Source organism: Chromobacterium sp. LK11 (assembly GCF_001043705.1).
GTDB classification, from domain to species: Bacteria; Pseudomonadota; Gammaproteobacteria; order Burkholderiales; family Chromobacteriaceae; genus Chromobacterium; species Chromobacterium alkanivorans.
Window position 1 is genome coordinate 58,753 of the sequence record NZ_LDUR01000034.1, and the last position, 22,569, is coordinate 81,321.

21 protein-coding genes are annotated in these 22,569 nt (G+C 65.7%); 5 read left to right on the forward strand and 16 right to left on the reverse strand.

What is annotated here, in order from left to right:
• Positions 1-58: 58 nt before the first annotated feature.
• The 5 genes from VK98_RS18840 to VK98_RS18860 all read right to left on the reverse strand — a co-directional run bounded on the left by VK98_RS18840 (position 59) and on the right by VK98_RS18860 (position 3,873).
• Complete coding sequence (locus tag VK98_RS18840) at positions 59-421, reverse strand: hypothetical protein (RefSeq protein ID WP_048415516.1); 363 nt, start codon at positions 419-421, stop codon at positions 59-61.
• Positions 422-673: 252 nt separating this feature from the next.
• Positions 674-1,663 (reverse strand): hypothetical protein, encoded by a 990-nt coding sequence (locus tag VK98_RS18845; RefSeq protein ID WP_156187957.1) that lies wholly within the window; start codon positions 1,661-1,663, stop codon positions 674-676.
• A 55-nt stretch (positions 1,664-1,718) separates the two neighbouring features.
• Positions 1,719-2,447: a pseudouridine synthase gene (locus VK98_RS18850; protein WP_048415518.1), complete on the reverse strand. Its 729-nt coding sequence runs from the start codon at positions 2,445-2,447 to the stop codon at positions 1,719-1,721.
• Between the two features lie 164 nt (positions 2,448-2,611).
• On the reverse strand, positions 2,612-3,004 hold the full coding sequence (locus VK98_RS18855; RefSeq protein ID WP_048415519.1) for a hypothetical protein: 393 nt from the start codon (positions 3,002-3,004) through the stop codon (positions 2,612-2,614).
• Positions 3,001-3,873 (reverse strand): hypothetical protein, encoded by an 873-nt coding sequence (locus VK98_RS18860; protein ID WP_048415520.1) that lies wholly within the window; start codon positions 3,871-3,873, stop codon positions 3,001-3,003. The genes VK98_RS18855 and VK98_RS18860 overlap by 4 nt, the downstream gene beginning before the upstream one ends.
• A 158-nt stretch (positions 3,874-4,031) precedes the next feature.
• Here VK98_RS18860 and VK98_RS18865 point away from each other — a divergent pair, with 158 nt between their 5' ends.
• Positions 4,032-5,543, forward strand: a complete 1,512-nt coding sequence (locus tag VK98_RS18865) for an amidase (protein ID WP_048415521.1) — start codon at positions 4,032-4,034, stop codon at positions 5,541-5,543.
• On the opposite strand, the gene VK98_RS22960 is transcribed toward VK98_RS18865, so the two are convergent.
• The 6 genes from VK98_RS22960 to VK98_RS18895 form a co-directional block, all read right to left on the reverse strand.
• Positions 5,533-6,126: a membrane integrity-associated transporter subunit PqiC gene (locus VK98_RS22960; RefSeq protein ID WP_053077487.1), complete on the reverse strand. Its 594-nt coding sequence runs from the start codon at positions 6,124-6,126 to the stop codon at positions 5,533-5,535. The genes VK98_RS18865 and VK98_RS22960 overlap by 11 nt on opposite strands.
• Positions 6,123-7,751: an intermembrane transport protein PqiB gene (locus tag VK98_RS18875; RefSeq protein ID WP_048415522.1), complete on the reverse strand. Its 1,629-nt coding sequence runs from the start codon at positions 7,749-7,751 to the stop codon at positions 6,123-6,125. Before VK98_RS18875 ends, VK98_RS22960 begins: the two co-directional genes overlap by 4 nt.
• Positions 7,741-8,358, reverse strand: coding sequence for a paraquat-inducible protein A (locus VK98_RS18880; RefSeq protein WP_197083100.1), 618 nt, complete (start codon positions 8,356-8,358; stop codon positions 7,741-7,743). The genes VK98_RS18875 and VK98_RS18880 overlap by 11 nt, the downstream gene beginning before the upstream one ends.
• Positions 8,355-8,981 carry a paraquat-inducible protein A gene (locus VK98_RS18885; protein WP_048415524.1) on the reverse strand — a complete coding sequence of 209 codons (627 nt, stop codon included), beginning with the start codon at positions 8,979-8,981 and terminating at the stop codon, positions 8,355-8,357. The genes VK98_RS18880 and VK98_RS18885 overlap by 4 nt, the downstream gene beginning before the upstream one ends.
• Complete coding sequence (locus VK98_RS18890; protein WP_048415525.1) at positions 8,981-9,271, reverse strand: helix-hairpin-helix domain-containing protein; 291 nt, start codon at positions 9,269-9,271, stop codon at positions 8,981-8,983. Before VK98_RS18890 ends, VK98_RS18885 begins: the two co-directional genes overlap by 1 nt.
• Before the next feature lie 234 nt (positions 9,272-9,505).
• Positions 9,506-10,270 carry a TSUP family transporter gene (locus tag VK98_RS18895; protein ID WP_197083101.1) on the reverse strand — a complete coding sequence of 255 codons (765 nt, stop codon included), beginning with the start codon at positions 10,268-10,270 and terminating at the stop codon, positions 9,506-9,508.
• 108 nt (positions 10,271-10,378) lie between these two features.
• Here VK98_RS18895 and VK98_RS18900 point away from each other — a divergent pair, with 108 nt between their 5' ends.
• Positions 10,379-11,299: a LysR family transcriptional regulator gene (locus VK98_RS18900; protein ID WP_048415526.1), complete on the forward strand. Its 921-nt coding sequence runs from the start codon at positions 10,379-10,381 to the stop codon at positions 11,297-11,299.
• Between the two features lie 82 nt (positions 11,300-11,381).
• On the opposite strand, the gene purL is transcribed toward VK98_RS18900, so the two are convergent.
• The gene (gene purL, locus VK98_RS18905) at positions 11,382-15,341 is read right to left on the reverse strand and encodes a phosphoribosylformylglycinamidine synthase (protein ID WP_048415527.1); all 3,960 of its coding nucleotides are present in this window, start codon (positions 15,339-15,341) and stop codon (positions 11,382-11,384) included.
• Positions 15,342-15,489: 148 nt separating this feature from the next.
• On the opposite strand from purL, the gene VK98_RS18910 reads away from it, so the two are divergent.
• On the forward strand, positions 15,490-15,828 hold the full coding sequence (locus tag VK98_RS18910) for a P-II family nitrogen regulator (RefSeq protein ID WP_019100167.1): 339 nt from the start codon (positions 15,490-15,492) through the stop codon (positions 15,826-15,828).
• 66 nt (positions 15,829-15,894) lie between these two features.
• On the opposite strand, the gene VK98_RS18915 is transcribed toward VK98_RS18910, so the two are convergent.
• The 3 genes from VK98_RS18915 to VK98_RS18925 all read right to left on the reverse strand — a co-directional run bounded on the left by VK98_RS18915 (position 15,895) and on the right by VK98_RS18925 (position 19,334).
• Positions 15,895-16,395 (reverse strand): hypothetical protein, encoded by a 501-nt coding sequence (locus VK98_RS18915; protein WP_156187959.1) that lies wholly within the window; start codon positions 16,393-16,395, stop codon positions 15,895-15,897.
• Positions 16,396-16,873: 478 nt separating this feature from the next.
• Positions 16,874-18,400: a hypothetical protein gene (locus VK98_RS18920; protein WP_048415529.1), complete on the reverse strand. Its 1,527-nt coding sequence runs from the start codon at positions 18,398-18,400 to the stop codon at positions 16,874-16,876.
• Between the two features lie 142 nt (positions 18,401-18,542).
• Entirely contained in the window at positions 18,543-19,334 is a 792-nt protein-coding gene (locus VK98_RS18925; RefSeq protein WP_048415530.1) for an outer membrane protein assembly factor BamD, read from the reverse strand.
• Here VK98_RS18925 and rluD point away from each other — a divergent pair.
• Positions 19,333-20,436, forward strand: a complete 1,104-nt coding sequence (rluD, locus tag VK98_RS18930; RefSeq protein WP_048415531.1) for a 23S rRNA pseudouridine(1911/1915/1917) synthase RluD — start codon at positions 19,333-19,335, stop codon at positions 20,434-20,436. The genes VK98_RS18925 and rluD overlap by 2 nt on opposite strands.
• Positions 20,426-21,169, forward strand: coding sequence for a peptidoglycan editing factor PgeF (gene pgeF, locus VK98_RS18935; RefSeq protein WP_048415532.1), 744 nt, complete (start codon positions 20,426-20,428; stop codon positions 21,167-21,169). The genes rluD and pgeF overlap by 11 nt, the downstream gene beginning before the upstream one ends.
• A 180-nt stretch (positions 21,170-21,349) precedes the next feature.
• Here the strand turns inward: pgeF and VK98_RS18940 are convergent, their stop codons facing one another.
• The gene (locus VK98_RS18940; RefSeq protein WP_048415533.1) at positions 21,350-22,528 is read right to left on the reverse strand and encodes a GNAT family N-acetyltransferase; all 1,179 of its coding nucleotides are present in this window, start codon (positions 22,526-22,528) and stop codon (positions 21,350-21,352) included.
• Between the last annotated feature and the right edge of the window lie 41 nt (positions 22,529-22,569).

Here is a 22,569-nt window from a genome sequence, read left to right on the forward strand (position 1 = left end):
GCGCGCAAACGACAAAAGGCCGGGCAATTTGCCCGGCCTTTCGCCTATCCATTCCATCTCAAACGCCGGACTTGCCGCCCGCCGCCTTCTTGCCCTTCCGCCGCGCCTCCGGCGGCAACTCGAACTCGAACAGCTGAGCGGTGCGACCGGTCTGCGATTGACAGGCTATCATCAGCGCGCGATTGATCGCCTCCTTCTTGCTGACGCCCCACCACTCAATCATCTTGCCCAGGGACTTCTGCGCGTCGCGGCTCAGCTCCACCGTCACCGACAGCTCCTGCAGACGGCTGCGGCGCAGCTCTCGGCTGCGGCGCTTGCGCTCGGCCACCGTCATCGCGCGCTCGCCCAGCGGCTTGCGGCCCGGCTTTTTGCGGACGCCGCCAATCAGATCGAAGGTGTAGTGATCGCAAGGATCTTTCATGGCTTGAGTGACGGGTCACAGTCGTTGCTGAAGAGGGGCGCAAGGATAGCACAAAGCAAGCCCCGGCGGGCGTTTCGCGCGCTTTGGCCGCAAAATATCCCAACGCGATGCGGCCGGCGCAAAAAAACCCCGGCCTGGTGCCGGGGCAGACTCAATCAGCCGCCCTGAAGGCTGATCGAAAGCGACTCTACAGTTCCAGCATAGCCGCTGTTTTGGCTTTGCACAGCCCGCGTTGACGCAGCCGGCCCCGCTTCAGTCGCTGCCGAATTCCCGCTCCAGCTCCGCCAGCGCCTGCCGCGTCACCCGCACCGGCATCAGCGCGCGGCGAAACGGCTGGGCCCGACCCAACACCAGCTCCTCGAACGCCAGTTCGGTGACATCCTCGCCCGGCCCATCCTGCTTCACCCCCATGCGGTTCAGGTAGAGGACTTGCCACTCAAGCCGGAAATGCTCGGCGGGATGCTCCAGCACCTGGCGCACCGTTTCCAGCAGCCCCTCCAGGCTCAGCGCGCCGCGCGCCTCGCGCAGCTGCGGCTCGATCTCGGCGATGCGGCGCTCGACTCCCTCGCAGCTGTCCGGCAACGGAGAGCCGTCGGACGAGCCGTCCACCACCGTGCCGGCCTCGCAACGCAGCACGCTCAGCCGCAGCTGCAGCCGCGACATCTCGTTGTCCAGCGTCTGACGCAGCTGTTCCAGCAGGCTCAGCCGCCGCGCGATCACCGTGGTCAGCATTTCCTCGCTGCGCCGCGCGCTGCGCTCGCGCAGCTGCTCGCGCGACGCGCAGGGCATCGCCAGCCTATGGCCGTCGAAGCTCACCACCTGCTGCGGCACTTCGCGACGCAATTCGCCGCCCTCCATCGCCACGCCCAGGCGGCCGGTCTCGCTGCGCGCCATCGACAGCAAGGCCCAGGCCTCGTCGCCCTGGCTGGCGGACAGGAAGAAATTGCGCAAGGACTCGCTCTGGCGCAGGCAGGACAACAGGCTGGCCGGTCCGGAAAACAGCAGGCCCAGCCGCGGGTCCTGAGCAAAGCCGCGCAAGGACAGCGCCAGCGGCTCGGGCATCCGGCTCGGCAGCTCGGCCAGATAGGCCTGGGCGACGCGCATGCCCGGCGCCAGCGCTTCCAGATAACCGGGAGACAGGCGCAAGCGCTTGTCCGTGGCGTCGATCAGGCTCTCTATCGCCTGCGTCAACTCCCGTTGCTGCTGCCGGCTTTCGGCGTCCAGCCCCCATCTTTGCAACAAGCGCCCTAACATGCGTCCCCCGCTGATAGCCGGCCTTGCGGCCGGATGAAAACGATTAAAACGATTCGTCGTCGCGCAGATAGCGCCATTGGCCGGTGGGCAGATTGCCCAGCTTGACCTTGCCGATGCGAATCCGCTTCAGGCCCACCACGCGCAGCCCCACCAGCTCGCACATGCGGCGGATCTGGCGTTTCTTGCCCTCGCGCAGCACGAAGCGCAACTGGTCCTCGTTCTGCCAGGCCACGGTGGCCGGCAGCAATTTTTTACCATCCAGCTCCAGACCATGGTTGAGCAGACGCAAACCTTCGTCGGAAAGTTCGCCCTCCACTCGCACCAGGTACTCCTTGTCCACGCTGGAATGCTCGCCGATGATCTGCTTGGCCACTCGGCCGTCCTGAGTCAGAATCAGCAGGCCCACCGAATCGATGTCCAGGCGGCCGGCCGGCGCCAGCCCTTTCAGATGCTGCGGGGAGAAGCGGCGGCGGCTCTTGTCCTCCGCCCACTGGTTTTCCGGCTTGACCAGCACCACCGCCGGCTCGTAGCCGTCCTCGGCCTGGCCGGACACATAGCCCATCGGCTTGTTCAGCAGGATGGTGACGCGCGAGGCCTGCGCGTCCTGAGCCTTCTTGTCCACTTCGATCAGATTGTGCGGCAACACTTTCTGGCCGAGGACGGCCACTTCGCCGTCCACCTTCACCCACCCTTGTTCGATATAGCTATCGGCCTCGCGGCGCGAGCACAAGCCCAACTCGGCCATGCGTTTCGACAGGCGCACTGGTTCCATCATTTCGTTCCGTAATAAAAAAAGCGGCTTGCGCCCGCCGCGGCGTTCGCGCCGGCCCTCGCATCCAAGGCAAGGACCGGGCTGACCGCATGCATCGTCAAGTCCGCTGTTGCATTTTCCCCGTATTGTAGGGGATGCCGCCGCAACTGGCTACGCGGCGGCCGTCACCCGGCCGGCGATTGGTTCAGCGCGCCGGTGCCGCGCACCTCCTCGCGGGTGGACAAGCGCCACTGCAACACCTTGCCGCCGACGTCGAACAACAGCACCAGCTCCTTATCGTAACGGTTCTGCGCGCTGAACAAGGGCCCCAGATCGGTGAAGTTCTGCAACTGCGGCCGATACTGGACATAGCTGTAGACCCACAGTTCGCGTCCGCCGGAAAAACGTATCCGGTCCTGCGGCTCGCCGAAGGCGTCGAGCACCTCGCGCCGGCTGCCTCCGCTTTGCAGCATCCGCTTCACCGCCGGCTCGTCCGCCCCTTCCAGTTGCTTGCTGCCGTTGCTGGCGCACGCCGTCAGCCAACAGACGCAACACAGCGCCAACCATCGCTTCTTCATTTGCCGTCCTCCCCCACCATGGGCTCGAGCACCACTTGCGCGTCATTGGACCACTCGCCCACTTCCAGCGGCACCGAATACAGGTATTCGCGCGGATACGGCCACTGGAAGAAGGGCGTGAACGGCTCCGCGCGGCCGTACAGCCAGATCGCAGGCAGGGTGAACTGGCGGCCGCCCTCCAGCAGGGTGACGCTGAACACCGGTTTGTCGGAGATGAACAGATACTGGGCCCGGCCTTGATCGTAGGGGTTCTTCTCATCCTGCAAGCGCGTCAACCCCTTGAGCATGGCCTCGCCCAAGGCCACCGAAGCCCGGCGCGCGCACGCCACCACATCCTCCCCGCACGCGGTTTCCGGCGGCGGCAGGCAAGCCAGCTTGCGCTCGTCGCGCAGGCTCAGCCGGCCCTGCGCGCCCACCATGCATTCCAGCCGCAAATCGCCCAGCCGCCGCACATTGGCCGGCAGGCCGCCGCTGCTCACCACCGGACGCCAGCTCAGCTCCGAGAACGGCAGATTGGCCACCAACTGCGCCTTCCGCCGCTCCAGACCCGCCAGCGGCTCCAGCGCGAAACTGCGGTCCGCCGCCAGCTTGACCGCGCCCTTGCCGCCACGCCCGTCGCGCCAGGACAGCGCCACATCCCGCCGCGGCGGGTGCGGATACAGCCGATAGCGCAGCTCGGCGCCCGGCGCCAGCGAGCGGAACGCGTCGAAGGTCTGCCGGCCCTGGGCCAGCTCGGCGTAAGCGTAAACGGACTCCTTGCCCAAGGCCGGCGGTCGCGCGGGCGCTTCCGCCGCCGCGGCGCCGGCCGCCAACAAACCCAAAACCAGGCCGCCCAAGCTCGCGGCGCCCCCCGCTTTCAATTTGCGCATCGTCGCGCCTCTTCCGTAAAATTCATATTGCATTTCATCGACAGGCAAGCTCATCGCATGCGATTTTATTGAGTTGCGGCGCGGCCAACAAGTCATTCCATTCGATTACGCTGGCCGGCGGCAAACCCTCCGCATCGCCCCGAACCTCGGAGACAGGCATGAACTGTTTCAAAGAATACGAAGACTACGACGGCGTCGGCATCGCCCAGCTGATCGCCGACGGCCAGATCAGCGCCGGCGAGGCCGCGGCCGCCGCCCAGGCCCGGCTGGAACGATGGAACCCGGCACTGAACGCGGTGTGCCTGCCGCTGCCGGAACAAGCCCAGGCCCAGTTGAAACAGGCGCAAGGCGCCGGCCCGCTCGCCGGCTGCCCGGTGCTGATCAAGGACTTGCTGGCCGACATCGCCGGCGTGCCCACCCGCAACGGCAGCCGCCTGTTCGACGGCTACGTCGCGCCGCGCGACGCCGACATCATCCAGCGCTACCGCCAGGGCGGCCTGATCTTCATCGGCAAGACCGCCACCCCGGAGCTGGGCCTCAGCCCCTACACCGAATCCGAGGTCTACGGCCTCAGCCGCAACCCCTGGGACCTGACGCGCACGCCGGGCGGCTCCAGCGGCGGCTCGGCGGCGGCGGTGGCCGCCGGCATCGTGCCCATCGCCCACGGCGGCGACGGCGGCGGCTCCATCCGCATCCCGGCGTCCAACTGCGGCGTGTTCGGTCTCAAGCCCACCCGCGGCCGCGGCCCGGCCGGGCCGGACTACAGCGAGGGCTGGCAAGGCCTGGTCTGCCAGCACGCGCTGACGCGCAGCGTGCGCGACAGCGCGGTGATGCTGGACCTGCTGGCCGGCGGCCCGCGCGGCGGCGAGGCCTATTACTGGCCGGCGCCGGAGCAAAGCTTCTTCGCCGCGCATCAGCGCGAACCCGACAAACTGCGCATCGCCTGGAGCAAGCGCCCCATTCTGGGCGGCGCGCTGCATCCGGACTGCGCCGCCGCGCTGGACAGCGCGCTGGCGCTGCTGCGGGGCTTGGGACACGAGGTGGAGGAAGCGTCGCCGCCGCTGGCGTCGCCGGAGGAGTACAACCGCGCGATGCTGGCGATCATCTGCGGCGAGATGGCAGGCTTGCTGCGCGACATCGAACGCCAGACCGGCAAGCGGGTGCGGCACGAGCAACTGGAAGCGGCCAGCTGGGCGCTGGCGCGCTACGGCGAACGCCTCAGCGCCGGAGAGCTGGTCTGGGCGCGCGGCTTCGCCTGGTCACAGGCCCGGGCGATGGAAGCCTTCCACCAGCGCTACGACGTGCTGGCCACCCCGACGCTGAACCAGCCGCCCGCCCTCGTCGGCGGCTTGGCCCCCAGCGCGGCCGAGGCCATGGTTTCGCGCTGGATGCTGGGCAAGCTGGGCTGGGACTGGACGCTGCGCTTCGGCCAGCTGATCCCGGAGACCTCGCGCCGGATGATGGAATATCTGGGCTGGACCATCCCCTTCAATATGAGCGGACAGCCGGCGATGAGCGTGCCGCTGCACTGGAACGCCGCCGGCCTGCCGATAGGGGTGCAATTCGTCGCGCGCTGCGGCGACGACCTTACCCTGCTGCAACTGGCGCGCCAGCTGGAGCAGGCGCAACCGTGGGCGCAGCGGCGCCCGCCGGCGCCGCCTAGCGCTTGAAGCCGGCCAGGGCCGGCCCCAGTTCGCCGGCCAGCCGGCGGCTCAAGTCGGTCACCAGCGCCTGCAGGCCGGCCGTGGCCGCCGCGGCGTCCGCCGTCGCCAAGGGCCGGCTCTGCAGGAAATAGCCGCTGGCCAGCGGCTTCTTGTCGCCCTGCGCCGGCAAGGCCTGCCAGGCCACTTCCAGCGAGGCGTCGCGCCCCGGGCGCAGCCGCAGCTGGCGCACGTCCAGCAACACGCGGACATCGCCGCCGCCCATGCCCGGTTGCGGATAAGCGTAGACGCTGACCAGGCCCAGCGCGCGGGACAGGTCCGCCGCCACGGCCTGAGTCAGCATCCGGTCCAGCGGCCCGGCCCAGCGCTGCAGGTCCAGCAGCTCGACATTGCCGGCGGCGTCTTCCACCACCAGCTGCGGCCGCTCCAGCCCCGCGGGCAGGCTAGCCGGCCCCACCATCACGCTGGCGCCCAGCACGGGGGCCGCGGCCGCCGCCGGCAAGGCCGGCCGCAGCTGATGGAAGGTGGTGGGCGGCGAGGCGCAGGCGCTCAGCAGCGCCAGCAGAGTCAGGCTCAGCGCGATGGACTTCATTTTTTCTCTCCCTTGCCGCGTATCAGCGCTTCCGGATGACGATCCAGGTAATCGGCCAGCGCGCGGAAGCTGCGCGCCGTTTCCGACACCTCCTGCGCGGCGGCGCGCACGTCCTGCTGCAGCGGCGAATCCGCCTGCATCGCCTGGCGCGTGCTTTCCAGCGTCTTTTGCAAGTCTTCCAGCGTTTTCACCGCCTGCGGCAACACCTTGCCGTCCATGTTCTCGGACAGCTTGCGCATGCCGTCCAGCGTCTGATGCAGCGATTTCAGCGACTGGTTCAGCTCCTCGCCTATGCTGTCGAACGGCACCTTGTCCAGGCGGCGGGCGATGCGCTGCAACACCCGCTGCAGTTCTTCCAGATCGCCCGGCAGCGTCGGCAGCTCGGTCATGCCGTTGCGCATCGCCACCTTGGCCGGTTTGGCCTCGGGGAAGAAGTCCAGCGCCACGTAGAGCTGGCCGGTGATCAGGCTGCCGGAACGCAGCTGGGCGCGCAGGCCGTTGCGCACCAGCGACTCCACGGAAATCTTGGCCGACAGGCTGTGGTCGCCGGACAGGGTGTTGAGCCGGCTGGGATAGGTGCGGATGTCCACCGTCATGTCGAAATCCTTGCGCGCCGCCGCGTATTCGATGCCGATGGCGGTGACCTCGCCGAAGGTGATGCCGCGGAAATCCACCGGCGCGCCCACGGTCAGGCCGCGCACCGACTGGCGGAACTTCAGCCGGAAGGACTGGGTTTCGCGGTCGCGGTTTTGCAGCGCCTTCTCGCGGGTTTCGTTGAGCAGGAACATGTATTTGGCGTCCGGCGCCTGGTCCGGCCCGTCGCTCAACGGCGTTTCGAAAGCGATGCCGCCCAGCGCGATCGCCGCCAAGGACTGGGTGTTGACGCTCAGACCGTTGGCGCCGATGGCCACGTCGATGCCGCTGGCGTGCCAGAAGCGGCTGTTGACGGTGACGAAGTGGTCATAGGGCGCGTTGACGAAGACCGACAGCTTCACCGCGCTGCCGGCCGGGTCCAGCTCGTAACCCACCACCTGGCCCACCGGCACGCGGCGGAAATACACCGGCGAGCCGGCGTTGAGCGAACCCAGATTGTCGGAACGCAGCTGGAACAGCTTGCCCGGCAGGTCCGCGTTGACGATGGGCGGCACTTCCAGGCCCTTGAACTCGGTGCGGCGCTCCTTGCTCTTGCCCACGTCCATGCCGATGTAGGAGCCGCCCAGCACCGTGCCCAGGCCGGACACGCTGCCGCCGGAGATGCGCGGCCGCACCACCCAGAAGCGGCTGTCCGCCACCAGATAATCGTCCACCTTCTTGCTCAGTTCCGCGGTGACCAGGATGGACTGGCGGTCCGGGCTCACCGACACCGCCTTGACCTCGCCTATCTCCACGTCCTTGTACTTGATCCGGGTCTTGCCGGCCTCCAGCCCTTCCGCGTTCTGGAAGGCGATGGTGATGGTGGGCCCGCGCGACAACACCGCGTTCACCGCCAGCCAGCCGCCTATCACCGCCGCCACCACCGGAATCAGCCACACCAGCGACGGCGACCAGCGCCGCCGCTTCACCGGCACCGCGGCCGGCAAGTCCTCGCCGGCTGCGGCCGGTTTTTCGGGTTGATCACTGCTCATCGTCTTCCTTTACCTGATCCCAGATCAGCCTGGGATCGAAACTCATCGCCGCCACCATGGTCAGCACCACCACCGTGCCGAAGGCGATCGCCCCCGGCCCGGCCTTGATCGAGGCCAGCGACTGCCATTGCACCAGCGCCACCATCAGGGCCACCACGTAAATGTCCAGCATCGACCACGGGCCTATCACCTCCACCACCCGATACAGCCGCGTGCGCTGCCGCGGCGCCCAGCCGGAGCCCAGCTGCACAGTCACCAGCAACAGCAGCAAGGCCAAAATTTTCAACAGCGGCACCAGCACGCTGGCGGTGAACACCACCAGCGCCAGCGGCCAAGAGCCGGATTTCCACAAATACACCACCCCGCTCATGATGGTGTCGTTCTGCATGCCCATGATGGTGGAGGTTTCCATGATAGGCAGCAGATTGGCCGGCAGATAGGCCACCATCGCCGCCAGCAGCAAGGCCCAGCTGCGCTGCAGGCTGTGCGGCTTGCGCGCGTGCAGCGCCGCGTGGCAACGCGGGCAGGATTGAGCGCCTTCGCCGGCGCGGCACAGCAGTCCGCAGCCGTGGCACAGCCACAGGCCGGACTGGGCGGCGGTTTTCACGCGGTGGCCCGGCATTGCTGATAACGCTCCCACAAGTCTTCAGGATTGAAACGGCTGGCGCTGGCCGCCATCAGAATGATCAAGGCGAACATGGCCATCAGGCCCACGCCCACATGCACGGTGGCCAGGCTGACCAGTTTGACCAGCGACACCAGAATGCCCAGCAGAAACACTTCCACCATGCACCACGGCCGGGTCAGTATCTTCAGCCGCATCAGCCAGGGAAAGCCGCGCGGCACATGGCCGAAGGCCAGCGGCAGCCGCACGTAGAGCATGCTGCCCAGCTCCAGCGACGGCATCACGATGCCGGTGAACATCACCAGCATCGCCACCGACAGCATGCCCTGCTGCTCCAGCGCCACCACGGTCTGCCACAAGGTGGCCGCGCTGCGGGCGCCGGCGGCCTCCAGCGTCACCACCGGATAGACGTTGGCCAGCAGAAAGGCGATCACCCCGGTCAGCAACAGCGCCAGCTCGGCGTCCTGGCGCTGCGCGCCGTAGCCGCGCACCTGGGCGCCGCAGCGCGGGCAGCACGCCCGCCCCTCGCCCGTCAGCGCCACCCGCATCAGCAGGTCGCAATCGTGGCAGGCGGTCAGTTTGGAATCGGCGTCCGGACGCGCCATCAGTAGCCGCCCTTCGCCTTGCGCTCGGCGGTGAAGCTCCACCACAGCCGCGCCTCGCCGGTGTCCATGTAGTGCACCACCGACATCAGCGTGTCCAGCACGCACGGGTCCTGCCGCGTTCCGGTGAGTTCGCACAAGCGGTGGTACAGCCGCAGGGGCTCGGCGCCGCGCAACTGCGAGGGCTGTTCGATGCCGAGCAGGCGCAGGTCTTCGGCCAGGCTGGGGCCGATATTGGGCAGCTCGCGCAAATGCCGCGCCCGCGCGGCGGGCGGGCAACGTGATGGATGCATAAACTCTCGGCGGGGGTGACGACAACCCGCATGATAAAGGACGCCGCGCCAGAGTTCAAAAGCCGCTTTCGTCAAGCGGCCGGTCTTAGAACCTGTTCAAAGTCTCGCGAGCGAGGGTGAGACCGGGCCTTGCGGCCGAGACGGCGGCCTGGCCCATGCCGCGCCTGAGGGGCTCTAAGCCGGCGCGCGCCGCCCAACGCGTCGGCCAAAGCGCGGCGGGCTTTGAGCGGGCGCTCAGCCCTGGAAGATGTCCCAGCCCAGCTTCAAGATCAAGGTGCTGGTCAGCAGCAGGAACAACACCCGCACAAAGCCGGTGCCCTTCTTCATCGCCACCCAGGTGCCCACCATCGCGCCGGCCATATTGCACACCGCCATCGGCAGCGCGTACTGGAACAGCACGTGGCCGGCGGGGATGAAGAACAGCAGCGCCGCGCAGTTGGTGGTCAGGTTCACCACCTTGGCCGAGGCCGAGGCGTGCAGAAAGTCGAAGGCGAAGAAGCGGATGAACAGAAACATTAGGAAGCTGCCGGTGCCGGGGCCGAACAGACCGTCGTAAAAGCCGATCGCGCCGCCTATGGCCATGCCTATCGCCATTTCGCGCCGGCCTATCGCCACCGGCTTGTGCAGAGAGCCGAAGTCCTTCTTCCACAAGGTGTACACCGCCATCACCACCAAGAGCGCCAGCACCAGCGGCCGCAACACCGCCTTGTCGATCAGGCTGACCGTGGCCGCGCCGGCGATGGACATGAAGAAAGCAGCAGCAGCAGCCGGCAACACCAGCCGCCACGGCACCCGGACCCGCTTCAGATAGGAGCGCGCGGCGGACAAGGTGCCCATCGCCGCCGCCAGTTTATTGGTGCCGAACACCGTGGCCGGCGCCAGATTGGGCAAGGCGCTGAACATCGCCGGAATCTGGATCAGCCCGCCGCCGCCCACCGCGGCGTCCACCAGGCCGGCGGCGAAGGCGATCACGCATAGAAAACTCAAGGTCAACAACATCCACGTCTCCCGGCTCCGCGCCGCTTACAGTTAGGACAAGATTCTATGCCTTGCCAGCGGCGCGTGCTTGCAATACCGTATTGCAAAAATCGCAATCACGAGGCCTAGATGAAATCGCTGTGGGAATTGCGCGTGTTCTGCGCGGTGGTGGAAAGAAAAAGCTTTGTCGCCGCCGCGCGCCAGCTGGGCACCTCGCCCAGCAGCGTCACTCGCGCGGTGCAGGCGCTGGAGGAAGCGCTGGGCGGCAGCCTGCTGGCGCGCTCGCAAAAACAGGTCAATCTGACCCTGGCCGGCGAAAGCTATTACGTCTCCGCGCGCAAAATGCTGGACCTGCAGGAAGAAGCCGAGGACGAACTGGCGGCCTTGAGCGAGGCGCCGCGCGGCCTGCTGCGTTTCTCCGCGCCGGAGGCGATGAGCCACGCGCTGTTGCCGCCGGTGCTGGCGCGCATGGCCGACGCCAACCCGGAGCTGCGCTTCGACGTGCTCTACAGCGACACCATACTGGACCCGATCCGCGAAAAGCTGGACTTCAGCATCCGCGGCGCCTTCCCCGCCTCCAGCGAGCTGATCGGCTATCCGCTGTGGGACTACCAGCGCCACCTCTACGCCAGCCCGGGCTATGTCGAGCGCCACGGCGCGCCGCAAACGCCGGAACAATTGCCGGAACACCGGGTGCTGATCCACTCCGCGCCGCGCGTGCTGAAAGCCTGGAACTTCGTGTCCGCCGATCATCAGCTCAGCCTCAACCTGACGCCCTGGCACCGCGTCAGCTCCGGCAGCGCGGTGCTGCACGCCGTGCTGGCCGGCCTGGGCGTCGCCCGGCTGGGCGATTGGCTGGCCGAACCGCTGGTGCGCTCCGGCCAGCTGCTGCGGCTCTGCCCGGACTACCGCATCGTCTCCAGCCACGGCGACAATCCGCAGATGCACGCCGTCTTCGCCAACCGTCGCATCCCGCGCAAGGCGCGGCTGCTGCTGGAAGCGGTGCGCGCGGCGGCTCGCGACGCCGGCCACGGCCTGAACCCGCGCTGACCATGAAAAAACGGAAGCCTGAGCTTCCGTTTCGATACCGCTCCAGACGGGGCCGGACAGCCGGCCCGCCATGGCTCGCCGCTCAACCCACCCAGCGGCGGGCGGAGGCGAACATCCGGTACCAAGCGCCGTTCTCGCCCCAGTCCGCCGGATGCCAGCTGTTCTGCACGGTGCGGAACACCCGCTCCGGGTGCGGCATCATGATGGTGAAGCGGCCGTCGGCCGTGGTCACCCCGGTAATGCCGGCCGGCGAGCCGTTGGGGTTCAGCGGATAGGTCTGGGTGGCGCGGCCGTCGAAATCGACGTAGCGCAGCGCCGTCAGCGCCTGCTCCTGCGCGCCCGGCGCGAACACCGCGCGGCCCTCGCCGTGGCTGACCACCACCGGCAGCTGGCTGCCCACCATGTCGGACAGGAAGATGGACGGCGAAGCCGTCACTTCCACCATGGCGAAGCGCGCCTCGAACTGCTCGGAAGCGTTGCGGTGGAACTTGGGCCAGTGCTCGGCGCCCGGAATGATGGACGACAGATTGGACATCATCTGGCAGCCGTTGCACACGCCCAGCGCGAAGGTGTCGCCGCGGCCGAAGAAGGCCTCGAACTGTTCGCGGGCGCGCGGGTTGAACAGAATGCTCTTGGCCCAGCCCTCGCCGGCGCCCAGCACGTCGCCGTAGCTGAAGCCGCCGCAGGCGGCCAGGCCCTTGAAGTCCGCCAGCGACACCCGGCCGCTGATGATGTCGCTCATGTGCACGTCCACGGTGTCGAAGCCGGCGCGGTCAAACGCCGCCGCCATCTCCAGCTGGCCGTTGACGCCCTGCTCGCGCAGCACCGCCAGGCGCGGACGCGCACCGCCGGCGACAAAGGGCGCCGCCGGGTCCGCGTGCACGTCGAAGCTCAGCTTGGCGCTCAGGCCCGGTGCTTTCGGGCTGGAACGCAGCAGGTGCTCGCTGTCGGCGCAGGCCGGGTTGTCGCGCAGGCGCTGCATGCGGGCGCTGGTCTCGGACCACTCGCGGTGCAGATCGGAACGGCTCTCGTTGAACAACTCCACGCCGCGGTGCTTGATCACCAGGCGGTCCTTGTTGTTGACGCGGCCGATCACGAACAGCTCGCGGCCGATGCCGGCCTTCATGAAGCGCGAGATCACTTCCGGCGTGTCGGATTTCTTCACCTGCAACACCGCGCCCAGCTCTTCATTGAACAGCACCCGCATCAGGCGGCCATGGGTGGCGGCTTCCTGGGTGGGCTGCACAAAGTCGTCGATGATGCGCTGGGTGTTCTTGCGCTCGATCACCAATTCCTGCAGATCGATGGTGACGCCGATATGGCCGGCGAACATCATTTCCGACAAGGTCACGAACAGGCCGCCGTCGGAACGGTCGTGATAGGCCAGCAACATATCGTCGCGCAACAGCGTCTGCACGGTGTTGAAGAAAGCCGCCAGCTGATGCGGACTCTCCACGTCCGGCGCCTTGCCTTCCATCGCCTTCCACACCTGGCCGTAGATGGAACCGCCCAGACGGCAGCGGCCGTAACCGAGGTCGATCAGGATCAGATCGGTGTCCTTGTCCTCTTTCAGCTCCGGCGTGGCCGTCTTGCGCACGTCCTCCACCGGGGAGAAGGCGGAAATGATCAGCGACAGCGGCGCGGTCACCGCCTTCTTCTCGCCGGCCTCTTCCCACACCGTCTTCATCGACAGGGAATCCTTGCCCACCGGGATGCTGATGCCCAGGTCCTGGCTCAGCTTGGACACCGCGTCCACCGTGCGGTACAGGCGCGCTTCCTCGCCCGGGTGGCCGGCGGCGGCCATCCAGTTGGCGGACAGCTTGACGTTGCCCAGATGGCCCACGAAGGAGGCGGCGATATTGGTCAGCGCCTCGCCTATCGCCATGCGGCCGGAGGCCGGCGCGTCGAACAGCGCGGTGGGCGTGCGTTCGCCCATCGCCATCGCCTCGCCGCGATAGGTGTTGAAGCCCATGGTGGTGACGGCCACGTCCGCCACCGGCACCTGCCAGCGGCCCACCATCTGATCGCGCGCGGTCATGCCGCCCACGGTGCGGTCGCCGATGGTGATCAGGAAGGACTTGTCCGCCACCGTCGGGTTGCGCAGCACGCGCAGCGCGGTTTCCTTCAGTTCAAAGCGCGAGGCGTCGAAAATGGCCAGATCGCGTTCGCGGGTGACCACGTCGCGGGTCATCCGCGGCGGCTTGCCCAGCAACACCTCCAGCGGCATGTCCACCGGCTTGTTGTCGAAGTGGTCGTCGCGCACTTGCAGATGGCCGTCGTCGGTGGCTACGCCCAGCACCGCGAACGGGCAGCGCTCGCGCTCGCACAGCGCGCTGAAGCGTTCCAGGTCCTGCGGCAGCACCGCCATCACATAGCGCTCCTGCGACTCGTTGGACCAGATCTGCATCGGGGTCATGCCCTTTTCTTCCAGATGCACCTTGCGCAGATGGAAGATGGCGCCGCGGCCGGCGTCGTTCACCAGTTCCGGGAAGGCGTTGGACAGGCCGCCCGCGCCCACATCGTGAATCGACACGATGGGGTTGGCGTCGCCCATCTGCCAGCAGCGGTCGATCACTTCCTGGCAGCGGCGTTCGATTTCCGGGTTGCCGCGCTGCACCGAGTCGAAGTCCAGGTCCGCGCTATTGGCGCCGGTATCCATCGACGAAGCCGCGCCGCCGCCCAGGCCGATCAGCAGGCTGGGGCCGCCCAACTGGATCAGCAGCGCGCCTTCCGGAATCTCGTTCTTGTGGATTTGCTGCTGCTGGATGTTGCCCAGGCCGCCGGCGATCATGATCGGCTTGTGATAGCCGCGCATCTCGCCCTCCACCGCCTCTTCGAAGGTGCGGAAATAGCCGGTCAGGTTGGGACGGCCGAATTCATTGTTGAACGCCGCGCCGCCGATCGGGCCTTCCAGCATGATCTGCAAGGCGGAGGCGATGCGCTCCGGCTTGCCGTACTGCGCCGCCGCGTCGCTGTAACGCTCCCACGGCTGCACAAAGCCCGGAATGTTCAGGTTGGACACGGTGAAACCGGTCATGCCGGCCTTGGGACGCGAACCGCGGCCGGTGGCGCCCTCGTCGCGGATCTCGCCGCCGTTGCCGGTGGACGCGCCGGCGAACGGCGAAATCGCCGTCGGGTGATTGTGCGTCTCCACCTTCATCAGGATGTCGGTGGGCTCGCTGTGGTAAGCGTAGCCATGGCCTTCCGGCTGCGGATAGAAGCGCTCGATGAAGGCGCCCTCGATCACCGAGGCGTTGTCCTTGTACGCCACCAGCGTGCCTTGCGGATTGGCATCGTGGGTGTCCCGGATCATGCGGAACAGCGATTTTTCCTGCTGCTCGCCGTCGATGATGAATTTGGCGTTGAAAATCTTGTGGCGGCAGTGCTCGGAGTTGGCCTGCGCGAACATCATCAGCTCAACGTCGGTGGGGTTGCGGCGCATCTTGGTGAAGTTTTCCACCAGATAATCCACCTCGTCCTCGGACAGCGCCAGACCCAGGTCGGCGTTGGCCGCCTCCAGCGCCGCGCGGCCGCCGGCGAGAATGTCCACCGACGTCATCGGCTGCGGATCTTGATGGACAAACAGACGCGCGGCGTCGTCCAGCGACGGCAGCACCGTTTCCGTCATCCTATCGTGCAAGAGGCCCGTCAAAATATGACGAGCCTCTTCATTTAAAGATTGTTGCGCGGACTTAACCCAGAAGGCGGTGCCGCGTTCGATGCGGTGAATCCCTCCCAGCCCGCAGTGCTGGGCGATATCGGTGGCCTTGGAGGCCCAGGGCGACAAAGTGCCCAATCGCGGCGTCACCAGAAACAGTTCGCCATCCGGCTGGCCGGCCAGCGGCGCTTCGCCGTAGCTCAGCAGCTTGCCCAGGGTGGCCTGCTCTTCCAGCGTCAGTTCGGTTTCGCTTTCGGCGAAATGCCAGAATTCGGCACTGATGCTGAGATCCGGCAGCCCGGCTTCGGCGGCTGCGGCAAGCAGTTTTTCAAGACGGAACGGCGACAGCGCAACGCCGCCACGGAGCTTGGTAAGGTAAGACATTAGACACCCGCGACAAGTATCAGGAAAGCGCGTCATAATACAGCAATTCACTGTTTGTTTTAAGCGGCTAATGGCCTCCATGTCCGCCGCTTAATAAAATAATCCGCATTTAGACAGCATTTCATCTCATCTACAAGGAGCTTCCAGCATGAAAAAGGTTGAAGCCGTGATCAAGCCGTTCAAACTGGACGAGGTGCGCGAAGCCTTGTCCGAGCTGGGCATCAACGGCCTGACCGTCACCGAGGTCAAGGGCTTTGGCCGCCAGAAGGGCCATACCGAGCTCTACCGCGGCGCCGAATACGTGGTGGATTTCTTACCCAAGGTGAAAGTGGAAGTGATCCTGCCGGACGACCTGGTGGAACGCGCCATCGAAACCATCGTCGCCACCGCCCGCACCGGCAAGATCGGCGACGGCAAGATCTTCGTCACTCCGGTGGAGCAAGTGGTGCGCATCCGCACCGGCGAAACCAACGAGCAGGCGATCTGAACTCCGCCGCCGCCCGCCCCCTCAAGGCCCCGCTCCCGCGGGGCCTTGTCATTCACCCAAGCCGAATCAACGTTTACGCTTGCGCTCCAGCCAGGCCAGCACGCCCAGGCTGCGGTGCAACTGATGCACCGCCTCCACGTGGCGGCACAGATTCAATCGCCGTCCGGCCAGACCCAGCAGCACTTCCAGATAATTGAAAAAGCCCAGACGCAGGCCGCGACGGTGGCTGCCGTCGCTGTAATCGATGTCGCGCGCAATGCGGTGCAGCAAGCCGCGCCCGATGTGCAACTGGTTGTTTTTCAGCAGTTGAGCCAGATGCGCGGCGTACTGACGGCCCAGGAAGCAGGCTTCCTCGTAATCCTGGGTCTCCTCCGGCTGCCAGTAATGCGGATGATTGCGCCCCGGAATGTAGCGGACAAAGGGCAGGCGGATTTCCTTGGTGACCAGCGCGATGAAGCGATAACGCGAGCGCGGCAAAGCCGGCTGTTGCGGGGAATCGATGGTCTGGCGCACGCCGGATGCCTTGGGTGCGAGGGGTTTGGCTTTATTGCGAGCAGACTTCGTCATTGCAGCCTCCTGAGCAAGTAGCGCCAAGCCGCGAAAGCGGCAAGGCGGGGACATGCAACGGTGCATGTCCACTGAATCCCTATTTCAGGAGGCCAGACCCGAGCGCCGCGATTGCTGCGGCGCGGGGCTATTGTGACATGACGTGTCCGGGAGTCAAGGCGGCGCGGACCCGGCAGCAAACGCCCTGGCCAGTACCGCCAAGCAGCAAAAAACGGCAAGGCGGGCACATGACAAGGTTGGCCTACCGGGGAAGAAGCCTAAACACCGGCGCACCCGTGAAGGTGCCCTTGCCATCGCCCGCCCGGATCAGACGCGACAAAGGCAATCGGACATGCGGCGACGCACGTCCCTAACTCTTCTTATCGAGACGCCAATCCCGAGTGTCGCGATGGCTGCGGCGCGAGGCGATTGTGGCATGACATATTCGGGAGTCAAGGCGGCGCGGATCGCCGACGCGTAGCAGCCCTTGAACAGGCTCTTAATCCAAAGGCCCGAACAGGCAAGTATGCACCTTGCCATGCTTCTCCTGGCCCGCTGCCACCACCTTGCCGTCGCCGGACATGACGACATGGCTGCTGCTCCTCGCCTCGCCCGGGCAGAACAGGCGCTGCGTCTTCGGCGCGCCAAAACGCCAGCGCAAAGTGGCGTAGCCGCCCTGCTCCGGCTGGGTGGAGGTGCCCGCCAACACGCGGCCGTCCTGACTAAAAGCGGTCAACGTCAGATCGCCCATCACCGGCGAGAACGGCGCCAGCTTGCCGTTTTCCAAGCGCAGCGAGAACGTCCCGTCTGCCGTGAACGAGTTCAGCCATAAGTAGCGGCCATCCTCGGAGACCGAGCGCAAGGACATCTCCAGGCTCTCCTTGCGGGTTTCCGCGCGCACCACCGCCTCCAGATCCACCTCGCCCTCCGGCGAGATTTGCACGAAGGCGCGGCTATGATCGCTTTCCCGGTTAAAGGACACAAAAACCGTGCGTCCATCCGCGGACAAGCCTTCCAGCACAGACTTGGCGCGGATCACGCCAACACCCTCGCCCGCACGCCAACGCACGGCGTCGCTTTCCATGAAGATATTGCCATCCTCGTCGCTCATTCCGGCCCAGGCCAGCACTTGCGCGTCGCGTTGCGCGCCAGTCACCTTGCCTTCCGCCTCGGTCGGCCACGGCAAGGACTCGCGCCGGCTTGGCTTGCCCTCGTCCGGATTCCAGACAAAGCCGTGCCAAACGCCGGTGTCGGCATGCTTGAAGGAGCCAGCCACATCCCCGCGCCCCGGATGGACGCCGGAAACTCGCAGCTTGGTCACCTCGCCCTCGCTCATTAGCGGGCTTTCGTTCATGAAATCTTGCATCCACCGCATCCGCCGCAGCGTGTCCAGATTGCCGCGCAAGGCAAGACCGGCCGTTACCACCCCATCCGCGCTCAGCGCCAGCGGCAGGCTCATGGGTTCCGGCAACAAGCTGAAGCCCTTGCCCTCCACCCATTGGAAGCCGCGCAGCATCGCCTTTTCGTCGCTCAGCAGCCAGCCAATCACCGTGCGGCCGTCGGCGCTGATGTCGGTGACGCCGGACAGCCAGGCTTGGCCCGCAGGCACCAGCGTCTCCAGCGCGCCGCCGCGCCGCCAGCGCACAGCCTCCAGTTTGCCGTCCCGGCCGGTTCCAAAAGCCAAGGTCAGGCCGTCTCGCGACATCGCCACATAGCTGGTGGTGAAATAACTGCCCTTGGGCAAAGGCAAGGGCGCCTCTGTTCGCCCCTGACGCAAGGTCAAACCGTTGGCCGAACGCAGCGCCCACAGCTCATGCCAAGGAAAACGCAGCTTGAGCGCATCGATCAAGCCCATGACGGAATCGTTCAGTTCGCCGTCGCCAGCGCTCAGCAGTTGCGCCGAGCCGTCGTAGGACAGCTTTTCCGGGTAACGCGCGTTTAATAGGGTGAAGTCTGGTTTTGCGGCGGCGGCAGCCGGCGCGCACAAGGCGGCCAACAGCAGCAGGGAGGCGAAGGTTTTGGGCATAACTAATTATGATTATCGTTTTAAAGGGCGAAACCTTACCATTCCAAGGGCATTGCCTTCAAACCATTACCCCGCGCCGCCTGCCCTGCGTCAAACAAAAAGCCCCCGGATTCCGGGGGCTTTCAAACCACTCAAGGCCGACTTACTTCCACAGCTTCCACCACGGCATGTCCTCGATGGACCAGCCTTCTTTCAGGTATTCGCTATTGGGGTAGTTCAGCGCCAGCACGCGCTTGGCGTCGTCGCGCAGCTGCGGCATGGACAGCTTGTCGTAAGCCGCCACCATGATGCCCAGCGCCTCTTCCGGGTACTTGGTGTTGGCGTAACCCTTCACCACGCCCTGGGCCCGATTGGCCGCGGCCAGATAAGCGCCGCGCTTCATGTAGTAGCGGGCCACGTGCATTTCATTGCCGCCCAGCGCGTCCAGCAGCCGCTCCATCTTCTTGGAGGCGTCTTCCTTGTAAATGCTGTTGGGGAAGCGCGTCACCAGCTCGCGGAAGGCTGCGAAGGCCTCGCGCGCGGCGCGCGGATCGCGCTCGCTCATGTCCTGGCCGGCCCATTTGGCCAGCAGCCCGGAATCATCGTTGTAAAACACCAAGCCTTTCAGATAATAGAGGTAGTCCAGGTTTGGATGGGTGGGATGAAGCTTGATGAAACGGTCCGCGGCGGCGATGGCCTGCTCCGGCTCGTTATCCTTGTAATGGGTGTAAGCCAGGTCCATCTGCGCCTGCTGGGCGTAGCGCCCGTAAGGGAAACGCGCTTCCAGCGTTTCGTAGAGCTTGACAGCGCGGGTATAATTGCCGCTGTTCAACTCATCATGCGCTTCCGAATACAGCTTTTCCACGGTCCAGCCGCGAGTCTCATCGTAGGTTTCCGTGGTTGCACAACCGGCAAGCCCCATCACCAACATTGCAGCGACAACGTATCTTTTCATGACTGATCCTTACTTTGACCCGGACGATTATAGCGACATCTCGGAAAACGAGGTATCCGCTACACAACAACTTGATGTTCCGCTGTCGCTGGGCGGCGAACGGCTGGACGCCGCGCTGGCGAAATTGATGCCGGAATACTCGCGCAGCCGACTAACGCAATGGATCAAGGACGGCCACGTGCTGTTGGACGGCAAGACCGCTGCGCCCAAGACCAAGGTGCTGGGCGGCGAGAAGCTGGACGTCACTCTGATGCGCAGCAATGAGGAGATGGCCTTCCAGCCGGAAGCCATGGACCTGCCCGTCATCTTTGAAGACGATCATATCCTGGTGATCAACAAACCGGCCGGTTTGGTGGTCCACCCCGCGTCCGGCAACTGGAGCGGCACCCTGCTCAACGGCCTGCTGCATCATTGCCCGGCGCTGGCCCAGGTGCCGCGCGCCGGCATCGTGCACCGGCTGGACAAGGACACCAGCGGCCTGATGGTGGTGGCCAAGACGCTGCCGGCCCAGACCGAGCTGGTGCGCCAGTTGCAGGCGCGCACCGTCAAGCGCGTCTACCGCGCCATCGCGGACGGCAACGTGCCGTTTGACGGCACCATCGAAACCCAGATGGGCCGCGACCCGCACAACCGCCTGAAAATGGCGGTGCTGAAATTCGGCGGCAAGCAGGCCATCACCCATGTTCGGGTGCTGGAGCGCTTCGCCAGCCACTCTTACATCGAGTGCAAGCTGGAAACCGGCCGCACCCACCAGATCCGCGTGCACATGCGCGAAGCCAACCACCCGCTGGCCGGCGACCCGATCTACGGCAACCTGCGCCACAAAATGGACGAGGACATCGCCGCCGTGGTCAAGGCGCTGGGCCGCCAGGCGCTGCACGCCTACTCGCTGACCCTGGTGCACCCGGCCAGCGGCGAGGAGCGCAACTGGAAAGCTCCGTTGCCGGACGACCTGCGCCACCTGCTGAACGTGCTGCGCGGAGACGGCGACGCCGCCGACGACGCGCCGCTGCCGCAGCTGCTGGACGAGGCGGAAGACGAGGACTGGGACGAAGAAGACGACGAGGACGACGGCGACGTGGAGGTGATTTATGTCCGCTGAGCAAGCGCCGGACTGGCTGGAGGCCGACTGGCCGGCGCCGCCCCATGTGCGCACGCTGATCACTACCCGCAACGGCGGCGTCAGCGCCGCGCCCTTCCACAGCCTGAACCTGGGCCAGCACGTGGGCGACGACCCGGCCGCCGTGGCCGCCAACCGCGCGCTGCTGCGCCGGCAATTGCCGGCGGAACCGGCCTGGCTGAACCAGGTGCACGGGGTGACGGTGCTGAACGCGGCCGAGGTGGGCGGCGCGACGCCGGACGCCGACGCCAGCTTCAGCCGCCAGCGCGGCGTGGTGTGCACGGTGATGACCGCGGACTGCCTGCCGCTGCTGCTGAGCAATAGCGAAGGCACCGTGGTGGCCGCCGCCCACGCCGGCTGGCGCGGGCTGTGCGACGGCATGATAGAAGCCGCCGTGGCCGCCTGCCAGGAGCCCCCGGCGCGGCTGATGGCCTGGCTCGGCCCGGCCATCGGCCCGGACGCCTTTGAAGTGGGCGCGGAAGTGCGCGCCGCCTTCATGGAGCGCGATCCGGCCGCCGCGGCCGCCTTCAGCGACATAGGCGACGGCAAATATCTTGCCGACATCTACGCGCTGGCGCGCCAGCGCCTGAACGCCGCCGGCGTGGAGCAGATCTACGGTGGCGACGAATGCACGGTGATAGACCGCGCGCGCTTCTTCTCCTACCGCCGCGATGGCCAGACCGGCCGCATGGCCAGCCTGATCTGGCTGGAGTGAGGATTGAGCCTGCGCGGGGCGGCCCGCCCCGCGCGGCTTAGAACCTGTTTACGATCTCGCGAGCTAGAGCGAGACAAGGCGAAAACGGCCGAAAAAGCGGAATGTACGGTTGGTACATGAGCATTTTGAGGGTGTTTTCAACGCTGTATCGCCGAAGCGCAGCAGATCGTAAACAGGTTCTTAGAGCACGCCTTCGGATTTCAGCGCTTGCAGGTATGCCTCCTCGCATTTGAAGACCCGCCGCGGCGCGGGAAGGCGAGGCGTGGGGAAAAGCCATCTCTTGAATCGGCTCAGCAGGAAATGGCCAAGCGGATGGGCGTGTTTGATATGGAAATATCGCCTGGCCGACACCGCGCCCACGCTGAACTTGGCCTCATAACTGCTCTGCCCCAATTCGACCAAGGCTTGCCGCTGACTCTGCGCTTCTTCAATCGCCCGATACAGGCAGTTGAAATACAAGGCCCCGCCCCCCTGGTAATCGTAGTCGACCCCCAAATACAAAGGGTGCAAACGCTGGCCATTGAGCAAGAGCTCAAAGGCGACAATGCGCTCGCCGTCCAGGCATAGCAGGACGCTAGCCTGATCCCCCAGCGCTTCGTTGACGGCATGGAAAAATGCCGGCGTCAAACGCTCGAACCTGAAGCGGCTGCGTTGCCACACGTTGAGATACAAGCGGTGCAAGACGTCCACATGGGGCGCGAAATCCCTGACGAGCTCCCAACGCAGCCCCGCCGCCGCGAAGGCCTTCTTCCGTTTTTTCAAAACATCGCGATAACGCGAGCGCATATTCTCCACATAGTCCAAACCCGCCACCGCGCGGGTATAGACATAGGTGGTGTCCGGACTGCGGCAAACCAGGAAACGGCCTTGCCAAGCCAGCGCCAGAGACTGGCTGAGGCGATGATCAAACTCCTTGAGGCATAACAACCGGATCCCCAGCTCGGACGCCTTGCGGTTGATTTCCCGCTCCATGGACCGGATCAAATCCGGATAGCCGGGGTCTTCCGGCGGCAGGACGATGCCGAGCATATGGGTGCATGTCGCCAGCGGACTGCCCACCATGAACAAGCGCGGCTTGAGCAGGCCGGGAAAAAGCTTGCGCAAGCCCGCCATCAGGCGCTGCGCCCCCGGGGCCGACAAATCCGTCAACGAATAAGACAGGCTGAAGCAACTGATGATTGCCAGGAGCTTGCCCTCCTGACGCAGGCTCAGATAATGAAAGCCCTCAACCAGCTGCGACCGCTCCAGCGCTTGCTGCAGCGAGTAAGAAGTCAGCACATTGCCCGGATCAAAACAACGCTCCCAATCCTCGCGGCTGAAACTGGAAACCCGCTCGCTCCATTGACAGCTAAAACTCATGTCCACGGCTCCCGCCACTTAGAACCTGTTTACGATCTGCT

Coding starts and splice junctions, on each gene's coding strand:
- VK98_RS18855 (WP_048415519.1), bottom strand. CDS start 3,004: ATGAAGAAGCGATGGTTGGCGCTGTGTTGCGTCTGTTGGCTGACGGCG.
- pgeF (WP_048415532.1), top strand. CDS start 20,426: ATGTCCGCTGAGCAAGCGCCGGACTGGCTGGAGGCCGACTGGCCGGCG.
- VK98_RS18910 (WP_019100167.1), top strand. CDS start 15,490: ATGAAAAAGGTTGAAGCCGTGATCAAGCCGTTCAAACTGGACGAGGTG.
- VK98_RS18940 (WP_048415533.1), bottom strand. CDS start 22,528: ATGAGTTTTAGCTGTCAATGGAGCGAGCGGGTTTCCAGTTTCAGCCGC.
- VK98_RS18925 (WP_048415530.1), bottom strand. CDS start 19,334: ATGAAAAGATACGTTGTCGCTGCAATGTTGGTGATGGGGCTTGCCGGT.
- VK98_RS18865 (WP_048415521.1), top strand. CDS start 4,032: ATGAACTGTTTCAAAGAATACGAAGACTACGACGGCGTCGGCATCGCC.
- purL (WP_048415527.1), bottom strand. CDS start 15,341: ATGTCTTACCTTACCAAGCTCCGTGGCGGCGTTGCGCTGTCGCCGTTC.
- VK98_RS22960 (WP_053077487.1), bottom strand. CDS start 6,126: ATGAAGTCCATCGCGCTGAGCCTGACTCTGCTGGCGCTGCTGAGCGCC.
- VK98_RS18885 (WP_048415524.1), bottom strand. CDS start 8,981: ATGGCGCGTCCGGACGCCGATTCCAAACTGACCGCCTGCCACGATTGC.
- VK98_RS18920 (WP_048415529.1), bottom strand. CDS start 18,400: ATGCCCAAAACCTTCGCCTCCCTGCTGCTGTTGGCCGCCTTGTGCGCG.
- VK98_RS18840 (WP_048415516.1), bottom strand. CDS start 421: ATGAAAGATCCTTGCGATCACTACACCTTCGATCTGATTGGCGGCGTC.
- VK98_RS18900 (WP_048415526.1), top strand. CDS start 10,379: ATGAAATCGCTGTGGGAATTGCGCGTGTTCTGCGCGGTGGTGGAAAGA.
- VK98_RS18850 (WP_048415518.1), bottom strand. CDS start 2,447: ATGGAACCAGTGCGCCTGTCGAAACGCATGGCCGAGTTGGGCTTGTGC.
- VK98_RS18915 (WP_156187959.1), bottom strand. CDS start 16,395: ATGACGAAGTCTGCTCGCAATAAAGCCAAACCCCTCGCACCCAAGGCA.
- rluD (WP_048415531.1), top strand. CDS start 19,333: ATGACTGATCCTTACTTTGACCCGGACGATTATAGCGACATCTCGGAA.
- VK98_RS18890 (WP_048415525.1), bottom strand. CDS start 9,271: ATGCATCCATCACGTTGCCCGCCCGCCGCGCGGGCGCGGCATTTGCGC.
- VK98_RS18875 (WP_048415522.1), bottom strand. CDS start 7,751: ATGAGCAGTGATCAACCCGAAAAACCGGCCGCAGCCGGCGAGGACTTG.
- VK98_RS18860 (WP_048415520.1), bottom strand. CDS start 3,873: ATGCGCAAATTGAAAGCGGGGGGCGCCGCGAGCTTGGGCGGCCTGGTT.
- VK98_RS18895 (WP_197083101.1), bottom strand. CDS start 10,270: ATGTTGTTGACCTTGAGTTTTCTATGCGTGATCGCCTTCGCCGCCGGC.